Source organism: Halomonas sp. Ps84H-12 (assembly GCF_024124725.1).
GTDB lineage: Bacteria > Pseudomonadota > Gammaproteobacteria > Pseudomonadales > Halomonadaceae > Vreelandella > Vreelandella aquamarina.
In genome coordinates this window covers 54,021-70,321 of record NZ_JAMXSJ010000010.1, presented here as the reverse complement: position 1 = coordinate 70,321, position 16,301 = coordinate 54,021, and the positions used below count along the sequence as shown (strand labels likewise).

General features: G+C 56.7%; 16 protein-coding genes and 2 pseudogenes. 8 read left to right on the top strand and 10 right to left on the bottom strand.

Annotated elements, in window-relative coordinates:
• Positions 1–191: 191 nt before the first annotated feature.
• Entirely contained in the window at positions 192–464 is a 273-nt protein-coding gene (locus NH344_RS18340; RefSeq protein WP_044628461.1) for an XRE family transcriptional regulator, read from the bottom strand.
• Between the two features lie 215 nt (positions 465–679).
• Here NH344_RS18340 and purE point away from each other — a divergent pair, with 215 nt between their 5' ends.
• From purE to NH344_RS07350, 3 genes are all read left to right on the top strand, one after another.
• The gene (gene purE, locus NH344_RS07360) at positions 680–1,198 is read left to right on the top strand and encodes a 5-(carboxyamino)imidazole ribonucleotide mutase (protein WP_054645228.1); all 519 of its coding nucleotides are present in this window, start codon (positions 680–682) and stop codon (positions 1,196–1,198) included.
• Between the two features lie 33 nt (positions 1,199–1,231).
• Positions 1,232–2,362: a 5-(carboxyamino)imidazole ribonucleotide synthase gene (locus NH344_RS07355; RefSeq protein WP_213262356.1), complete on the top strand. Its 1,131-nt coding sequence runs from the start codon at positions 1,232–1,234 to the stop codon at positions 2,360–2,362.
• Positions 2,363–2,503: 141 nt separating this feature from the next.
• Positions 2,504–4,129, top strand: coding sequence for a diguanylate cyclase (locus tag NH344_RS07350; protein WP_058578227.1), 1,626 nt, complete (start codon positions 2,504–2,506; stop codon positions 4,127–4,129).
• On the opposite strand, the gene NH344_RS07345 is transcribed toward NH344_RS07350, so the two are convergent.
• From NH344_RS07345 to NH344_RS07320, 6 genes are all read right to left on the bottom strand, one after another.
• Complete coding sequence (locus NH344_RS07345; RefSeq protein WP_253027702.1) at positions 4,107–4,931, bottom strand: TraX family protein; 825 nt, start codon at positions 4,929–4,931, stop codon at positions 4,107–4,109. The two genes, NH344_RS07350 and NH344_RS07345, sit on opposite strands and share 23 nt — an antisense overlap.
• A gap of 423 nt (positions 4,932–5,354) precedes the next feature.
• Positions 5,355–6,125 (bottom strand): transporter substrate-binding domain-containing protein, encoded by a 771-nt coding sequence (locus NH344_RS07340; RefSeq protein WP_213262354.1) that lies wholly within the window; start codon positions 6,123–6,125, stop codon positions 5,355–5,357.
• 134 nt (positions 6,126–6,259) lie between these two features.
• Positions 6,260–6,991, bottom strand: coding sequence for an ABC transporter permease (locus NH344_RS07335; RefSeq protein WP_074210298.1), 732 nt, complete (start codon positions 6,989–6,991; stop codon positions 6,260–6,262).
• Position 6,992: 1 nt separating this feature from the next.
• A complete protein-coding gene (locus tag NH344_RS07330) occupies positions 6,993–7,694 on the bottom strand; it encodes an ABC transporter permease (RefSeq protein ID WP_058577210.1) in 702 nt (233 codons plus the stop codon).
• A gap of 19 nt (positions 7,695–7,713) precedes the next feature.
• Positions 7,714–8,484: an ATP-binding cassette domain-containing protein gene (locus NH344_RS07325; protein WP_253027701.1), complete on the bottom strand. Its 771-nt coding sequence runs from the start codon at positions 8,482–8,484 to the stop codon at positions 7,714–7,716.
• Between the two features lie 242 nt (positions 8,485–8,726).
• A complete protein-coding gene (locus tag NH344_RS07320) occupies positions 8,727–9,713 on the bottom strand; it encodes a succinylglutamate desuccinylase (protein ID WP_253027700.1) in 987 nt (328 codons plus the stop codon).
• Positions 9,714–10,058: 345 nt separating this feature from the next.
• Between NH344_RS07320 and wrbA the strand changes: the two genes are divergently transcribed.
• Positions 10,059–10,658 (top strand): NAD(P)H:quinone oxidoreductase, encoded by a 600-nt coding sequence (wrbA, locus tag NH344_RS07315; protein WP_253027699.1) that lies wholly within the window; start codon positions 10,059–10,061, stop codon positions 10,656–10,658.
• 93 nt (positions 10,659–10,751) lie between these two features.
• Here the strand turns inward: wrbA and NH344_RS07310 are convergent, their stop codons facing one another.
• Positions 10,752–11,825, bottom strand: coding sequence for a tartrate dehydrogenase (locus NH344_RS07310; RefSeq protein WP_044628471.1), 1,074 nt, complete (start codon positions 11,823–11,825; stop codon positions 10,752–10,754).
• A gap of 131 nt (positions 11,826–11,956) precedes the next feature.
• Between NH344_RS07310 and NH344_RS07305 the strand changes: the two genes are divergently transcribed.
• The gene (locus NH344_RS07305) at positions 11,957–12,874 is read left to right on the top strand and encodes a LysR family transcriptional regulator (RefSeq protein ID WP_213262352.1); all 918 of its coding nucleotides are present in this window, start codon (positions 11,957–11,959) and stop codon (positions 12,872–12,874) included.
• Between the two features lie 13 nt (positions 12,875–12,887).
• Here NH344_RS07305 and NH344_RS07300 read toward each other — a convergent pair whose 3' ends face one another.
• On the bottom strand, positions 12,888–13,421 hold the full coding sequence (locus NH344_RS07300) for a lipocalin family protein (protein ID WP_172515687.1): 534 nt from the start codon (positions 13,419–13,421) through the stop codon (positions 12,888–12,890).
• A 192-nt stretch (positions 13,422–13,613) separates the two neighbouring features.
• Here NH344_RS07300 and NH344_RS07295 point away from each other — a divergent pair, with 192 nt between their 5' ends.
• Positions 13,614–14,042, top strand: a complete 429-nt coding sequence (locus NH344_RS07295) for a secondary thiamine-phosphate synthase enzyme YjbQ (RefSeq protein WP_074210304.1) — start codon at positions 13,614–13,616, stop codon at positions 14,040–14,042.
• Positions 14,043–14,225: 183 nt separating this feature from the next.
• On the opposite strand, the pseudogene NH344_RS07290 reads toward NH344_RS07295, so the two are convergent.
• Positions 14,226–14,453 (bottom strand): annotated as a pseudogene (locus NH344_RS07290) (TauD/TfdA family dioxygenase); the annotation flags it as partial.
• A gap of 71 nt (positions 14,454–14,524) precedes the next feature.
• Here NH344_RS07290 and NH344_RS07285 point away from each other — a divergent pair.
• Together NH344_RS07285 and NH344_RS07280 are read left to right on the top strand one after the other, a co-directional pair.
• A pseudogene (locus NH344_RS07285) lies at positions 14,525–14,653 on the top strand (LysR family transcriptional regulator); the annotation flags it as partial.
• Between the two features lie 103 nt (positions 14,654–14,756).
• The gene (locus NH344_RS07280) at positions 14,757–16,208 is read left to right on the top strand and encodes an alanine/glycine:cation symporter family protein (protein ID WP_058577102.1); all 1,452 of its coding nucleotides are present in this window, start codon (positions 14,757–14,759) and stop codon (positions 16,206–16,208) included.
• The last annotated feature ends 93 nt before the right edge of the window (positions 16,209–16,301 follow it).

Genomic DNA, 16,301 nt, shown 5'->3' with positions numbered 1-16,301 from the left:
CGCCTTACGTTGAAGGGGAAAGTTGATTCTCGTCAATGAGTTAGCGCGCTTTTCTTAATGCTCACTTAATCTTAAAACGCTAACTGATTGTTTTCATGAAAGATGTCTTATTAAGCGTGACAAACAAAAACAGGCTGACCCAATGGGCCAGCCTGTATCGAAAGGGGGTAGATTCTGTGTAGTAGCTGTTGCTATGGCGCCTCCAGCTCTAACGTGCGGCGCAGGACATTAAGCTCGTTGATGTCCAGATGCTCTAGCCTTCCGGCGAGCAGGTCGCTGATCTTTTGAACGGGTAAGCCAGCTTGGCGGGCTATTTCGCGGCTTCCCAGATCTGATACGGCGATCAGACGGGTAATAATACGCATGAGGCGCGTACGTTTTTCTAAATCCCTGACATCGAGGTCAGGGCTGCTTCGCGGAGGATCTAATGATTCTGCGTGAGCAGTTGAGTATGCCGTACTCATGTGACTCCATCAGTCGGAAATGACAAACACACAATGCCGCCAACTCACGCGGTTTTCAATGCCTAATTTGATGAAAATTTCACGCAGCGAGTAACACCCGCAAATGCCCGTGGCTCTGGTAAACTATGCGCCTTCCTAATTCTGAGTGAGCCGCGCTTTGCACGGCTTATGGACTGCTTTCTAGCTTAAATAGGCCGTTGGCCGAGGAGTTTTGCATGTCGAACAGCGCACCCAAAGTGGGCGTGATCATGGGGTCGAAGTCTGATTGGCCGGTCATGGAGCACGCGGTGGCGATGTTAGAGCGGTTGGGCGTTCCCTACGAAACCCGTGTGGTATCGGCGCATCGCACACCCGACCTGCTGTTCGAATATGCAAAAAGTGCCGCTGAGCGTGGCCTGCAGGTGATTGTGGCAGGCGCAGGCGGTGCCGCTCATTTGCCGGGTATGGTCGCATCACAAACGGCACTGCCGGTGCTGGGTGTGCCGGTGGAGTCTAAAGCGCTGAAGGGCTTGGATTCACTGCTTTCCATCGCCCAAATGCCGGGTGGTATTGCGGTAGGCACCCTGGCTATTGGCAAAGCCGGTGCCACCAACGCAGGCCTGCTGGCCGCACAAATTGTGGGTCTTCAGGACAGCGCCGTGCGCGAAGCTGTTGAGGCGTTCCGCGCCGAGCAGACCCAGTTGGTGCTGGATAACCCCGACCCGCGCCCTGACGTAGACTCCTCGGCCCAATAGGTAGCCATCATGAGCGCACAGAGTGCAAAACATATGATTGCAAAAAACATTGGTGTCCTCGGTGCAGGCCAACTCGGGCGTATGCTGGCGCTGGCAGGTTATCCGCTGGGCAACACCTTCACCTTTTTAGATACCACCGGTAACCCCAGCGCGGGTATCGGCGAGGTGATTGTCGACCCGGAGAACCAGCATCTGGCGGCGTTTCTGGATAAGGTCGATGTAGTGACCTATGAATTCGAGCACCTCCCCGTTGAGTTGGTAAAGCAGATTGAGCAGCACAAGCCGGTTTATCCCGGCAGTCGCGCTATTGCGGTGTGCCAAAACCGTGTAGAAGAGAAAACGCTGTTTGATCGCTTGGGTATTCCCACGCCGGCCTATCGCGTGGTGGAAAGTGCTGAGCAGCTCGCTGCCGCCGCCGCTGAGCTTGGTTGCCCGGTAGTGGCCAAATCGGTCACGGAAGGCTACGACGGCAAAGGGCAGGCGGTGCTGAAAGCACCGGAACAGGCTCAAGAGGCGTGGGAGGCCATTGGCCATTCGCAGCTGATCGTTGAGGCGTTTGTCGATTTTGTGCGCGAAGTATCGATGATTGCGGTGCGTGGCCGCGATGGGGAAGTGGTGTTCTACCCCATGGCAGAGAACCAGCACGTAGACGGCATTCTGCGTTATTCAGTGGCGCCGCTGCCCGACCTGGACGACAGTGTTCAGCAAACCGCCGATGGCTACATTCGTGCGCTGCTGGATGAGCTGGATTACGTGGGCGTGCTGGCGCTGGAGCTGTTCCAAACCCGTGATGGCAGCCTGCTGGCCAACGAAATGGCCCCGCGGGTGCATAACTCCGGCCACTGGACGATGGACGGCGCAGTGACCAGCCAGTTCGAGAACCATCTGCGGGCAGTTCAAGGCTTGCCGTTAGGCGCAACCAACGCCATTGCGCCCACCTGCATGGTGAATGTGATTGGCCTGGAAGGTGATAACGCCGCGCTGCTAGCCATTGCCGACACCCACCTGCATCGCTACGACAAAGCCGAGCGCCCAGGGCGTAAGCTGGCTCACGTTAACGTCGTGGCGTCGAGTCACGCCGAGCTGCTTGAAAAAGTGCGTGCTTGTCAGGCGTTGATACCCGATGCGCCCCCCGTTGAGTGGAGTTTTGAATCTACGTTATGAACAACGAAGCCGCCTGAAAAGGCGGCTTTTTAATTTCTGATGGTGACTACTTTTGTGACTTAAACGTGCTAAAACAGATGTATTAAACAAAGCCTAACCAATAAGATTGGCGTTAAGCCGACTGAAGAACAGGGAGTTTGTATGTCGCCCCCCACACCCCTCGCCGCCACGGCGATGGCCTCCGGGCTGCGCAGTGGTTATCAGCGTGACCATCACATCACCATGCAGCGTTTGCGCGGTGAAAAAGTGCGCCTGCTTTACGACAACCTATGGCAGCCAGTGCTGAGCAGCGTGCTGGCGGGTGGGCTGCTGGTAGCGGCCATGTGGCCGGTGGTGGATGCCGCGCTACTGCTGGGGTGGTTTACGGTGCTGGTGGCGATTTCAGGATTGAGATTACTGCTAGCCCAGCGGTTTAAGCGCCTGCCTGCGCTACAGCAGCAGCGCCAGCGCTGGCAGCGTTGGTTTGCTGTGGGGGCGATTGCTTCTGGCTGCGTGTGGGGCGCCTCCGGCGTGCTGCTGTTTAGCCACAATCACCCCGCCCAAATTGCCGCGCTCTCGATTGTGCTGGCCGGTATTGCTGCGGGGGGCGTGACTACGCTCTCTTCCGTGTGGTGGATCGCCATTGGCTTTGTGCTTCCCATTTTGCTGCCGCTTAAGCTGCAGTTTCTGTTTCAGGGCTCGCCGCTCTCTATTTTAATCGGCCTGATGCTGGTGCTTTTTTTAGGTTTGATCATCGCCACTAGCCGCCGCTTTAGCCGTACTATTCACGACAATATTGCCCTGCGGGTAAACATGGCCGCCCGGGAGGCGCAGCTGCGCGAAAGCGAAAACCGCTATCGCTCTATTTTTCAGCACTCGCCGTTAGGCGTGCTGCACTTCGATGAGCAGGGGCAGATTACCGACTGTAACAGCAAACTGCTGGCTATCCTGAGCGTGGAGCGCTCAAAGTTACTCGGCTACCGCATGCTGGACCGCTCTGCCGACCGAAAGGTGGCTCAGGCGGTTAGGGATGCGCTGGAAAAAGGCACGGGCTATTACGAAGGCACTTACCAACTGCCCAACGCCAGTGTGGGCACGCCTTTGCGAGCGTTCTTCAACGGGGTACATAGCGCCAGCAACCAGATGGTGGGCGGTGTGGCGATTATTGAGGATTTCACCGAACGAAAGCGCAACGAGGCGATTATCTACCGCCAGGCTTACTACGATGCGCTAACTGATTTGCCCAACCGGCGTCTGTTTATCGAGCGTTTAGAGGCGCTGTGTAATGGGCAGAACAACGACCAGCGCGGTGGTTTGGTGATGTTTATGGATATGGATCGCTTCAAGCTGATTAACGACACCCTAGGCCATGCCGCAGGGGATGACTTGTTGGTGCAGGTCGCGCGCCGCTTGGAGTCGTGTTTGCAGGCGGATGATATGGCCGCCCGTTTAAGCGGCGATGAGTTTGTGCTGCTGGCGCTATTTGATGTCACCGACCCTGAGGCGCTCAACGCCGTGGCGGCGCGTTACATGGATGCGGTGCAGAGCGCGTTGTCCGGCAAGTACCGTTTAGAGAGCCGCTGGGTAGAGGTGACACCTAGCATGGGCTACACCTGTTTTGATGCCACGGCCTGCGACCATGCCGATGTGCTTAAACAGGCAGATACGGCGATGTATCAGGCAAAGACCGAAGGACGGGCGCGGCTGCGCCGCTACCAGCCCTGGATGCGTGAAGAAGTGAACAAGCGTGTGGCGGAACAGGCGCCTAACCTGCCAATTGACCGCTAAGCAGTAGCCACAGGGCAATCAAGGCAAAGTGCCCTGGGTACCAGGCAAGCCAAAGGCGGCGCGGCATTTCCAGCGCCACCGGCGGCACTCGCTGGGCAGCACCGGCAGCCAGCATCAGCACGATCACGCAGGTGGCGACGGTGAACGATTTAGCCATGTCGGAGGCGTTCATTTGCCCGGCAATCCAGAGCACAGGAAATGCCGCTAGCCCCGCCCAAAGGCGCGATTTCAACGCATTTCGGGTTTCGCTGAGCGCCTGCATGGCAAACATAAACAGCGGAATCAGCAGCAGGCCGTTGTGACCATACTCCACCCAAAATCCCAGTAGATACCACACCGTAACGCCGACGGCAGCGCCTAACATGAGCCAACCAAAGCCTAACGTTTGCCGTTGATAGTGCTGCCAGCCTTGCCGTACCAGCGCTCCTAGTGCCAACCCGCTGGCCAACGTAAAACAGACGTTCAAAATGAACGTATCCGAGGCGCGTGGCATTAGCATATAGGGCACTTGCGCGGCGAGGCCGATAATCAAAATCCGCCGTGAGTAGCGCAGTGGGTTGCGGGTATTAAACAGGCCGTGCCACGCCACCATGGCGGCAAACAGCGGAAACGCAATGCGCCCAATGGATGAACCCGCCCAACCTAAATCCCAGTCTCCCGGCAGCACGTAGCGGGTCAGGTGGTCCACAGTCATGGTGAACAGCGCCAGCCACTGTCCCCAGGCCGTCCAGTGGGAAGAGGGGCGAAACACCTCTGCGGCGCTTGCCTGTGGCGTTGCGTGAGCCGCCGTCGATTCAGCCATGCTACCTCCTTGTATGTGGTTAAGTGATAGTAAAGACCCGGTTTGGCGGAGCAAGTTCGCTGGAGTGACGGGGCCTGGCAGGCGCTGAAAATCGGTTTACCCAGCGCCCAAACGTGGTCAATGGCCCAGCGGCCTTCGCTGAGCACAATAAAATCCGCATCCACGCCGATGAACTCAGGAATGTAGAGAATATCGCTGGCTACCGAACCGGTCAGCGTAACGAGGGGAAGTTGGCACGGGCGTGCCAAAAGGCGGGGTGGGCTATTCGTAGAATCATTCGCTCAGGTAGAAACGGGCGATATTGCCATGGGTACCTGGGCGAAGCGCGTGCAGCGCGGGGGATAAGAGGAGGCGTGAGGTCATGATGGCGTCTCGCTTGCGTGCCTCCCCAAGCGGGGAGGCAATCTTAGGCAGTTAGCGCGCTTACTCTTCGCCGAAGTAACGGGCGTAGATTTCATCGTAAGTGCCGTCTTCCTGAAGCTCAGCCAGAGCTTCGTTGAACTGTTCGGCCAGCGCTTCATCACGCTGACGGAAGGCGATACCGAAACCCTCACCGAAGTACTCTTTAGGCTCGCTAATGCGCTCACCCACCACGACGTACTCGGCTTCTTCGCTGTCTAGCAGCGTGGACTGGCCGATCGGGAAGTCGAGGAAGACGATATCTAGACGCTGTGCTTCCATGTCCAGCACCATGTCGTCGGCGGTGGAGTAGCGGCTGATGTCAGCGACGCTACTGAAGTTATCGGTGACGTAGTTATCCTGTAGGGTGCCGCGCTGAACGCCGATGGTTTTGCCCGCCAGGGTCTCTTCGTTGGCTTCGCTGATGTCCAGGCTGCTCGGAGCGAACCAGGCAGACGGCATGGTGATGTAGGGATCGGAGAACAGTACCTGCTGACGGCGTTCGTCGTTGATGGTCATGGAGGACATGATGGCATCGTAGTTACGCGACATCAGGCCCGGAATGATGCCGTCCCACTCTTGCTCGACCCACTCGCAGGTAATGCCGATGCGCTCGCAAAGAGCGTTGCCCAGGTCGATATCGAAACCGGTCAGCTCGCCTTCAGCGGTGCGGTATTCCATGGGCTCGTAGGGAACGTCGACGCCGATACGCACGTTGTCGTAATCGCGCGCGTGAGCAGAAGATGCTGCAGCGACGGCCAAGCTCAGCAGAGAAACAGTCAGTAGTTTTTTCATTTTTAGACTCTAAAAGAAGCAGGTTCACCCAAGGTGATCCCCCTTAACGTACCCCAGGTTGAGGTCGGCGAAAAGGGGGAGTCTGCATTTGAACCAACGTTTGTTTTACGCTGGACGTGTTGGATTTATCGTAGCTAGGAATTTTGTGGCCGCAGGTGGGCCAGTAATTTTTTCTCTAGGAAGCGGAAAAAATACAAAATCGCAAAGGTTAAACAGAGATAGATGGCTGCGACGAATAGGAACGCATCGAAGGGCGCATAAAAGCGCGCATACACGAAGCGTGCCGCGCCGGTGAGATCCATTAGCGTCACCACGCTAGCAATCGCGCTGGCGTGCAGCATGAAGATGACTTCATTGCCGTAAGCGGGCAGCGCACGACGAAAGGCGCTGGGCAGAATAATCCGCCGCATCATTAGGTTTTGCGACATGCCATAGGCGCGCGCTGCTTCGATCTCGCCTTTAGACGTGGCTTTGATCGCCCCACGGAAGATCTCGGTGGTGTAGGCCGCCGTATTGAGCGTAAAGGCGATAAGCGCCGGGTAGAAGGCTTCTTTTAGCACTGGCCACAGGAAGGTTTCCTGGATACCGTCGATGAACACAACGCCGTAGTAGATGATGTAGAGCTGGATCAGTAGCGGCGTGCCGCGAAATACGTAGGTATAGAGGTAGACCGGCAGGCTGATCCACTTATGCTTGGAACTACGCATAATGGCCAGCGGCACCGCAAGAATTAACCCCGCCACCAGCGATAGAAACACCAGCTGTGTGGTGGTCACCAAGCCTTCCCAGTAGTATCCCAGGGTGGTGGGCGTAAAGATCAGGTTGTCCGCCAGCAGGTCGTTGAACCATGCAGAAATATCTAGCATATCACTGCCCCCCAAAGCCGATGTCGTAACGTTTTTGTAGCCGTGCAAAAATCCACTCGGAGACACTGGCAATCAGCAGGTAGGCCACCGCCACGGGGATCAAAAACACAAAGGGCTCGTGGGTGGCGCGGGAGGCTTCGGCGGCAACGCGCACCATATCGGTTAGGCCGATCACCGAGACCAGCGCGGTGGTTTTGAGCAGTACCATCCAGTTATTGGAAAGGCCGGGCAGGGCGTGGCGCATCATTTGGGGGAAGCGAATGCGACGAAAAACCAAACCACTGCTCATGCCGTAGGCTTTGCCTGCCTCTATCTGGCCGTTATCCACTGCCATGAACGCCCCACGAAAGGTTTCGCCCATGTAGGCACCGAAGATAAAGCCGATGGTCAGTACGCCTGCGGCAAAGGCATTGAAATTGATGTAAATGTCGATGTCATAGTTGTAATACAGCATGTCGCTGATGGCATTGACGCCGATCTGGCCGCCGAAGAACAGCAGCATCATCAGCACTAGGTCCGGCACACCGCGAATCACCGTGGTGTAAACGGTGGCGGTGCGACGTAACAGCCAGTTACGCGACATCTTGGCGCTGGCCGTCAGCAGCCCTAGGAGGATGGCCAAGATCAGCGATAGAACGGCCAGTTGAACGGTAACGCCCGCCCCTTCGATCAGGCGGGGGCCGTAACCTTGCAAATCGAGCATGGTGTGGGTGCCTCGCGGATCAGTATTTAGGAGCCAGGAACTGCTTCAGGCGCGGTGACTGTGGGTTACCGAGTACATCGTCGGGAGCCCCTTGTTCCTCTACCAAACCTTGGTGCAGGTAAATTACCTTGCTGGAAACGTCGCGGGCAAAGCTCATTTCGTGGGTGACCACGACCATGGTGCGTCCTTCATTGGCCAGATCGCGCATCACTTTCAGCACGTCGCCCACCAGTTCCGGGTCCAGCGCTGAGGTCGGCTCGTCAAACAGCATTACTTCAGGGTTCATGGCCAGCGCTCGGGCAATGGCGCCGCGCTGCTGCTGGCCGCCGGACATTTGTGCCGGGTAGGCGTTGGCGCGAGCGCTAAGCCCTACGCGGTCCAGCAGTGCGTGGGCGTGCTCAATGGCCTCTTTTTTCGGCTTACCGAGCACGTGGATCGGCGCTTCGATGATGTTTTCCAGCAGCGTCATGTGCGCCCATAGATTGAAGCTCTGGAACACCATCGAGAGCTTGGCGCGCATTTGAACCACCTGTTTCCAGTCGGCGGGTTCGCGGCTGTGCTTGGTGGTTTTAAAACGGATTTGCTCGCCGTGGACGTACAGTTCGCCGTCGTCCGGCTGTTCCAGCAGGTTCATGCAGCGCAAGAAGGTGCTTTTGCCTGACCCTGAGGCACCAATGAGGGTGATGACGTCACCTTTTTGGGCTTCGAGAGAGAGGCCTTTGAGGACTTCTGTATCGCCAAAGCGCTTTTTAATATTGCGCACTTCAAGGGGAGTAGGCGTAGCGGCCATAACTTAGGCTCCAGTACAGGGTTGCCGCAGCAGCAACAAATGAATTCGTCGTGCGTGTGTGCGGCTGGCGCGAAAAAAGGGGCGATTCTATCAGGACTGCGCCAAATGCGCGTACTTTATCAGGACGACATTGGTCTTGGTACGTAGCGATGTGTCCTGACGGCCCCTTCTCGTTGTTGTTATAAAAAAGACGTCGTTATGAAAAGTACGTTTTCATCGTCAGACAGTAGCGCAAGTGTCCGTCAGGTAATGGCATGACTGGGTACCACCAACAGTGCCGCACGAGCGCCTATGTCGACGTGGGCATTGGGGAACACCACATGTAATGGTGTCTTCTCCACGATGAAATCACCCGCTACCCCATCTTTGGCGAGGCAGGTGCCGGGCTCGAAACGGCTGAAATTGGGCACGTCATCGTCGAAGCAGAGCGTAAAGTCCTCCGCTTGGCGCATCAGCTCGTGCTGTACTTTAAAAAAGGCCATGGTTTCGGCGGTTTTTTTCGGCGGCTCGTAACCTGCGCTGAGCGAGCTGAGCAACGTTAGCATTGGTGCCAGCGCCGCCATGTCGTTCTCGCCAAACGGCGCGACGCGGCCAAGCTCGAAGGTAAACGCCTGTGCGTGGTGATAGTGTTTGCTGTAGTGGGAGAAGGTCCAACTATGCTGATGTTGATGCAGCACTGCCTGCATATCGGCAGCGGCCAACCACTGCCACTGTTCAGCGTCTGTGGCAGTTTCTGCATAGGGCTCTACCACAAAGCGGGTGTATAAGCTGCCACGGATCGCGGTATGCAGGTCGTAATGTAGCTTAGGCAACGCATGATGACGATTGAAAAACGTATCGACCGCTTCCATTAGCTCTCGCGCTCGGTCAGGTTCGGGGCCCCGCTCGTCCAGATCGCGTTTGAAAAGCCGGTTGAGGTTGGTAGCAATGAAGCGTTTGTGCGCTTTTAACGCGGGAATGTTACCCAAGATCACCAGCACCGGCGCGCCTAGCTGCAGCGTGCTGGCTTCCAAAGCGCTCAGCCAATCGCCGAGCAGTTCCACCGGGGCGGTTTCGTTACCGTGTATCGCCGCAGAAAACACACAGGCGCGGGCCTCTGGGCGCAAAATATTGGGCGTTAGTTCCAGAACACCTGGCCCATGAAGATGGTAAGTGCCGCTTGGGAAGCGGCCGATGCGCGGGGAAGGGCGTTCGCCGTCAAGCGTGCAGTCGAGCCATTGGCCTAGCATGAAAGTGTCCTTAAGCATGGGCATTCGCTTTTTGTTGCCCTACCTTTACCACGCTGGCCGTTGACCACAAGTGGGGGCGTCGTTCGCGTGAAAATGGTCGGTGGGAAGATGAAAGTTGTTGGCACAAAAAAACGCTTATGGCAGATCGCTACAAGCGTTTTCAGGCCCAGCGCTTTTAGTGCCGAAGTGGCACAAGTGCAAGGTCGGTACATCGATGAAATCGAAGCGCGGCGTCGAAAACATTCGCTTTTATCTACGCTTAACTGCGCTATGTTTTAATGAGTTTTCACTGCCCGCCGTGGGCAACCTGTCTGATGCTTGAATGCATGTGCAAAGGAGTGAGTAATGACGAAGGTACTGGTACTTTATTATTCCATGTATGGACATATCGATACCTTAGCAGCCGCTGTGGCGGAAGGTGCAAAGGGAGTTAATGGCGTAGAGGTGACGGTAAAACGCGTGCCCGAAACTATGCCGGAAGAAGCGTTCAAAAACGCGGGCGGCAAGCAGGATTTCACCACGCCGGAAGCCACGCCCCAAGAGCTGGCGGATTACGATGCCATCATCTTCGGCACGCCCACTCGCTTTGGCAACATGGCCGGCCAGATGCGTACCTTCCTCGACCAAACCGGTGGTTTATGGGCCAACGGCGCGCTGCGTGGCAAGGTGGCGAGCGTATTTACATCAACCGGTACCGGCGGTGGTGATGAGATGACCATTACCTCTACCTGGACCACGCTGGCCCACCATGGCATGGTTATTGTGCCGATTGGCTACGGCATTGAAGAGCAGTTTGATATTTCGAAAGTAAGCGGTGGCACGCCCTACGGTGCCGCGACGCTGGCCGGTGGCGATGGCTCCCGCCAGCCGGATGACCGCGAGCTGAAAATTGCCCGCTTCCAGGGTAAACACGTGGCTGAAATTGCCGCTAAGCTGGCGAGTTAATCGTTAGCTAAAAATGCTAGCTGAAAACGAGCAACGCCTCACTGTTAATGCAGCGAGGCGTTGCTCGTTATGGGGCGTTGTTTTTATAGGGGATTAGCCGCCAATCCGCTCGGCAATGGCGTTCCCTAGGCTTACCGTAGTGCCCTGGCCACCTACGTCGCGGGTGAGCACTTGGCTATCGCCTTCGCCCAGCACGGCTTCGATGGCCTCGACCATGGCGTCGGCGGCTTCCTTGTGTCCCAGATGTTCCAACATCATGGCGCCTGACCAGATTTGGCCGATGGGGTTGGCAATGCCCTTGCCCGCAATGTCGGGTGCGCTGCCATGAACCGGCTCGAACAGGCTGGGGAACTTGCCTTCCGGGTTGATATTGGCGGAGGGCGCAATGCCGATGGTGCCGGTGCAGGCCGGGCCTAAGTCGGAAAGAATATCGCCAAACAGGTTGCTGCCTACCACTACATCAAACCAGTCCGGGTGCAGCACAAAGTTGGCGGTCAAAATATCAATGTGGAACTTATCCACGGCGATCTCTGGGTACTGCTTGGCCATTTCGGCCACGCGCTCATCCCAGTAGGGCATGGTGATGGAGATGCCGTTGGACTTCGTGGCCGAGGTAAGCTTTTTACGCGGGCGGGTTTGCGCTAGATCGAAGGCGTACTTCAGCACGCGGTCAACGCCGGTACGGCTCATCACCGTTTCCTGAATGACGATTTCACGCTCGGTGCCTTCATACATTTTGCCACCGACGCTGGAGTACTCGCCCTCGGTGTTCTCACGCACTACGTAAAAGTCGATATCGCCGGGCTTGCGTCCCGCCAGCGGGCTTTTAATGCCAGGCATTAACCGGCAGGGGCGCAGGTTGATGTACTGGTCGAATTGACGGCGGAATTGCAGCAGCGAACCCCATAGCGAAATATGGTCCGGTACTTTTTCTGGCCAGCCCACCGCTCCATAGAACAGCGCGTCAAAGCCTTTGAGCTGCTCAAACCAGTCATCGGGCAGCATCTTGCCGTGTTCCAGGTAGTAGTCGCAGCTACCAAACTCAAACGTGGTGAATTCCAGGTCGATATTGAAGCGCTTGGCGGTGGCTTCTAGTGCGCGGATGCCTTCGGGCATCACTTCGGTACCGATACCGTCGCCAGCGATGACTGCAATACGATGGGCCATGGGGGCTCCTTGTTTTATTAGACGTCACAAAAATAGCAGGGCGTGTTTTCGTGGTATGAGTGTAGCGTCTGTTGGCGACGAGATAATCAGGCTACTATGCAAGCTATTGTTGCCTTAAAGTGAAGAATCCCATGATGCTGGATGACCTCGCCTTTTTTCAGCAGCTGGCCCGGGCAGGGAGCCTAACTGCCACCGCCCGAGAGCTGGGGCTGTCACTCTCGGCCGTCAGCAAACGCTTAAAGCAGCTAGAAGCCCGGCTTGGCGTGACGCTGGCGGCGCGTACCACTCGCCGCTTGACGCTGACCGCCGAGGGGGAGCGCTATCTCACTCAAGGTGGGCTGATTTTAGAAGAGCTGCAAACGCTGGAGAGCGCACTCAGCGATACCGCGAGCCAAGGGCTTACTGGACGGCTGCGGGTCAACGCGACCTTTGGCTTTGGCAGGCGGCATATTGCGCCGCTGCTCTCACACTTTTGCGCAGAACACCCGGCGGTGGAGAGCTGGCTGGAACTGACGAATTTCCCACTCAATTTAAGCGATCACGGTTTTGATGTGGGGATTCGCATTGGCGAGCCGCCGGATTCGCGCCTAGTCGCCAAGCGTATTCTTCCCAACCGGCGGGTGCTGTGCGCCTCGCCAAGCTATATGGCGAAGATGCCCGCGCTGAATGTGCCGAGCGATCTTGCCCAGCACAGCTGTTTGGTGATTCGTGAAAATGATAGCGACTTCCCGCTATGGCGGTTTGAGTATCGCCACTCGTCGCAGCGCCAAGCGGTGAAAGTTAGCGGGCAACTGGCCAGTAACGACGGCGAGGTAATTACTCGCTTAGCGCTGGATGGCCATGGCGTGATGCTGCGCTCCTGGTGGGATGTGAACGAGCACTTGGCTAGCGGCGCGCTGCGCACGCTGCTGCCCGATTGGCAGGGCGTGCGCGCTGACTTTTATGCCGTGTTTGAGCACCGCCGCCATATACCGACGCGCATTAGCGCCTTCATTGATTTTTTACAGCGGGAAATGGCGGGCAGGGTGCCCGCCTTGCCCAATGGCTGACAGGCGGGGTGCGCTAGCGGCCTGGGCAGGTTTGGTCCTGCACCACGTCAATCAGCTCATCGGTGGGGAAGTCCAGCTCGGCGGCGCGCTGGCGCAGGCGCTGCTCCACGTCGCTTTCAAGGGTTGGCGTGCGGGCCAGAATCCATAGGTAGTCGCGGTTGGGGCCTGCCACCAATGCCCACTGGTAATCGTCATCTAGCTCAAGGACGTTATAGCCGCCGTAAAACGGGCCAAAGAAGCTGACCTTCAGCCGACCAACGCTCTCATCATCAATAAAGTAGGCGCGCCCCTCGGCTTCATCCCAGGCTTGCTCTTCCAGGTTGTAGCCTCGGTTGATTACCTTAACGCCGCCATCGTCACGCAGGCTGTAGGTAGCTGTGACGCAGTCCAACCCCTCTTCAAAGGAGTGATTCAGGCGGGCAATTTCGTACCACTCGCCCAAATAGCGTTCTAGCTCAAAACCAGAGACGGGTTCGGTGCCATCGGGAATACCGGTGCAGCCGATCAGCAGTGTGCCGGTAGCGGCAACCGCTGCCAGCGTGGCCATGCTCCTTGGCCGCGATGTGGATTTCATCATCTCGCTCCTTGGTGAACACTTGAACAATAAACATTAAATCTATCAGTGTGGGGCACTGCGTGTCATGGTTCCCGTTGGGCGCGATACGGCAGGCCAAGGAAATAGGCTATGGTATGTCTGTTACCGTATCCTCTTAATAATGCTTATAACAAAGGAGTGATTATGTGGCATCAACAAGAGATTCACTTGCCGGAAATGCCTCGGGGCTTTCACCTGATTACCGATGAGATTGTCAGGGCGCTGCCCTGTTTGGCAGAGTGCCACCAAGGGCTGCTGCATTTACAGCTGATGCACACTTCCGCCTCGTTAACGCTCAATGAAAACACCGACCCAGATGTTCGTCATGATCTGGATGCCTTTATTCGCCGCTTAGTGCCCGAAGGGCTGAGCTACTTCCAGCACACCTTAGAAGGCCCTGATGACATGCCTGCCCATGTGGCCTCTAGCCTGCTAGGCACTCAGCTTAGCCTTGCGGTACGCGATGGCCGCTTAGCCCTTGGCACCTGGCAAGGGGTGTGGTTAGGTGAGCACCGTGAACAGGGTGGTTCGCGCCGCTTACTGGCCACATTGAACGGCTGTACTGCGCCCTAGCGGCAGTCCATTGAATGACTTTTTTGAGATAAGCGCCCCAGGCCGGGACGCCGAAATCGAGCGTGGCGTCATCAGCAAGGGCGGCTTGGGTGGTAACGCCTGCCAAGCTTAGGGCAATGGTAGAAACGAGTGGACGGGTTAAACGCGTCATGGAAGGGGATCTTCTTGCTTAGGTTATTGTGATTACGCGGTGGTACGAGCGAGAACACGCAGGCGCGAAGCCAGCATATCGCGGTCTAGATAGGTGCCCTGAAGATGGTGAGCACCGCTATTGGGATCGAACTCCCTGCGGCCGTGAAGCACGCGACGATTATCGAACGCCACCATCTGGCCCGGTTTTAAGGTGAACTCCAACTGATGGGCATCGCTGTGGAAGAGTTGCCACAGCACTTTATAAGCGCGGTACCAAGCCTAATGCCAGTCAGGCTTAACTGACTGGCATTAGCCCCAAAGACTTTGTTTAATTTATAGGTAGCTTTTTCATGAGCCAATTACCACCGCTGTTATGGCCACAAGCCTTTGAGTCTGCTGTCCGCACCCTGAGCTTTACTGCCGCCGGTAGTGAGTTAGGAGTTACCCAGGCGGCCATCAGTCAGCGTATTCGGTTGTTAGTTTTTTTTGCTGATAATGAGTAAATTCACCAATTTTCTTGCCATTTTGGTGCAACCGTGAAGAATGATGCGCCTTCTTTGTTTTAAAAAAGGTGTGTTTGGTATGGATTTTACTCTTCCTCCCCTGTTGACCGTGATGGTGGACCGCGGCAATGGGCTGTTATGGGGCAGTGTGCTGATTTACCTGCTCATCGGTGCTGGCCTCTATTTCACGGTCATGACCCGTGCTATTCAAATTCGTTATTTCGGACATATGTTCAAGCTGCTGCGCGGTTCCCGGCAGTCCAACGGCGGTATTTCCTCGTTTCAGGCGCTCTCTACCAGTCTCGCCGCGCGGGTGGGCACGGGTAACCTAGCGGGCGTTGCGGTGGCGATCTACTTCGGCGGCCCCGGCGCGATTTTCTGGATGTGGATGACCGCCATGGTGGGCATGGCGACCAGCTTTGTGGAGTCCACGCTGGCTCAGGCCTACAAAACCGACCATGGCGATAACACCTTTCGCGGTGGCCCGGCGCGCTACATCGAACGCGGCTTGGGGCTGCGCTGGCTGGCGGTACTGTTTTCTATCTGCCTGATTATTGCGTTTGGGTTGGCGTTTAACAGCGTACAGGCCAACTCCATCGCCCAGGCCATGGAGCAGGCATTCGCCATTCCCACCTGGGCCATGGGGTTAGTCTTGATGGCCATCGTCGCGCCGATTATTTTCGGCGGCTTGAAGTCGATTGCGAAAGTGGCCGAGTTAGTGGTGCCGCTGATGGCACTGCTGTACCTGATCTTGGCGCTGGTCGTGGTGGCGCTGAATATTAGCGACCTGCCCGCTGCCATCATGACAATCGTGCAGAGCGCTTTTGGTATTGAGCAGGCGGCCGGCGGTGCGATGGGCTATGCCATTTCCCAAGCGATTATGAACGGTATTCAGCGCGGCTTGTTCTCTAACGAAGCGGGTATGGGCTCTGCGCCTAACGCGGCAGCGACTGCCAGCACCCGCCCGGATCACCCGGCAGCTCAGGGTTTTATTCAAATGCTGGGCGTTTTTCTGGATACCCTGGTGATCTGTACCGCGACGGCAGCAATCATCATTATGGCGGGCCCGGAACTGCTGGCCAGCGAGGAGAGCAACGGCATCCAGCTGACCCAGATGGCGCTCTCCAGCCATGTGGGCGAATGGGGCGGCATGTTCATTGCGGTAGCGATTCTGCTGTTTGCGTTCACGTCCGTGATTGCCAACTACTCTTACGGTGAGTCCAACATCGAATACCTGGCTGGCCGCCGGGCACCCCTGGCGGTGATGCTGTATCGTCTGGCCGTGCTGGGCATGATCATGGTGGGCTCTGTGGCCAGCCTGGGAGCTATCTGGAATTTTGCGGATCTCTCCATGGGTATGATGGCGATCATTAACCTGGTGGCGATTCTGCTGCTATCGCCCATTGCCTTTGCGCTGTTCAAAGATTACGACACGCAGCTCAAGGCGGGTAAAGAACCGGTCTTCGACCCTAGCCAGTTTCCGAAGCTGGCGAACAAAGTAGATCCGAACGCCTGGCCGACTAAGAAATAGCCACGTATCTGCTTGCTAGTCGTCATCTGCCCCACGCGTTGCTGCGATTCAAGCAGCCACGCGTGGGGCTTTTTCATGGGTGAATAGTTCGAT

Excerpts from the sequence above, each read along its gene's own strand:
- NH344_RS18340 (WP_044628461.1), bottom strand. The coding sequence starts at position 464 with ATGAGTACGGCATACTCAACTGCTCACGCAGAATCATTAGATCCTCCG.
- purE (WP_054645228.1), top strand. The coding sequence starts at position 680 with ATGTCGAACAGCGCACCCAAAGTGGGCGTGATCATGGGGTCGAAGTCT.
- NH344_RS07355 (WP_213262356.1), top strand. The coding sequence starts at position 1,232 with ATGATTGCAAAAAACATTGGTGTCCTCGGTGCAGGCCAACTCGGGCGT.
- NH344_RS07350 (WP_058578227.1), top strand. The coding sequence starts at position 2,504 with ATGTCGCCCCCCACACCCCTCGCCGCCACGGCGATGGCCTCCGGGCTG.
- NH344_RS07345 (WP_253027702.1), bottom strand. The coding sequence starts at position 4,931 with ATGGCTGAATCGACGGCGGCTCACGCAACGCCACAGGCAAGCGCCGCA.
- NH344_RS07340 (WP_213262354.1), bottom strand. The coding sequence starts at position 6,125 with ATGAAAAAACTACTGACTGTTTCTCTGCTGAGCTTGGCCGTCGCTGCA.
- NH344_RS07335 (WP_074210298.1), bottom strand. The coding sequence starts at position 6,991 with ATGCTAGATATTTCTGCATGGTTCAACGACCTGCTGGCGGACAACCTG.
- NH344_RS07330 (WP_058577210.1), bottom strand. The coding sequence starts at position 7,694 with ATGCTCGATTTGCAAGGTTACGGCCCCCGCCTGATCGAAGGGGCGGGC.
- NH344_RS07325 (WP_253027701.1), bottom strand. The coding sequence starts at position 8,484 with ATGGCCGCTACGCCTACTCCCCTTGAAGTGCGCAATATTAAAAAGCGC.
- NH344_RS07320 (WP_253027700.1), bottom strand. The coding sequence starts at position 9,713 with ATGCTAGGCCAATGGCTCGACTGCACGCTTGACGGCGAACGCCCTTCC.
- wrbA (WP_253027699.1), top strand. The coding sequence starts at position 10,059 with ATGACGAAGGTACTGGTACTTTATTATTCCATGTATGGACATATCGAT.
- NH344_RS07310 (WP_044628471.1), bottom strand. The coding sequence starts at position 11,825 with ATGGCCCATCGTATTGCAGTCATCGCTGGCGACGGTATCGGTACCGAA.
- NH344_RS07305 (WP_213262352.1), top strand. The coding sequence starts at position 11,957 with ATGATGCTGGATGACCTCGCCTTTTTTCAGCAGCTGGCCCGGGCAGGG.
- NH344_RS07300 (WP_172515687.1), bottom strand. The coding sequence starts at position 13,421 with ATGGCCACGCTGGCAGCGGTTGCCGCTACCGGCACACTGCTGATCGGC.
- NH344_RS07295 (WP_074210304.1), top strand. The coding sequence starts at position 13,614 with ATGTGGCATCAACAAGAGATTCACTTGCCGGAAATGCCTCGGGGCTTT.
- NH344_RS07280 (WP_058577102.1), top strand. The coding sequence starts at position 14,757 with ATGGATTTTACTCTTCCTCCCCTGTTGACCGTGATGGTGGACCGCGGC.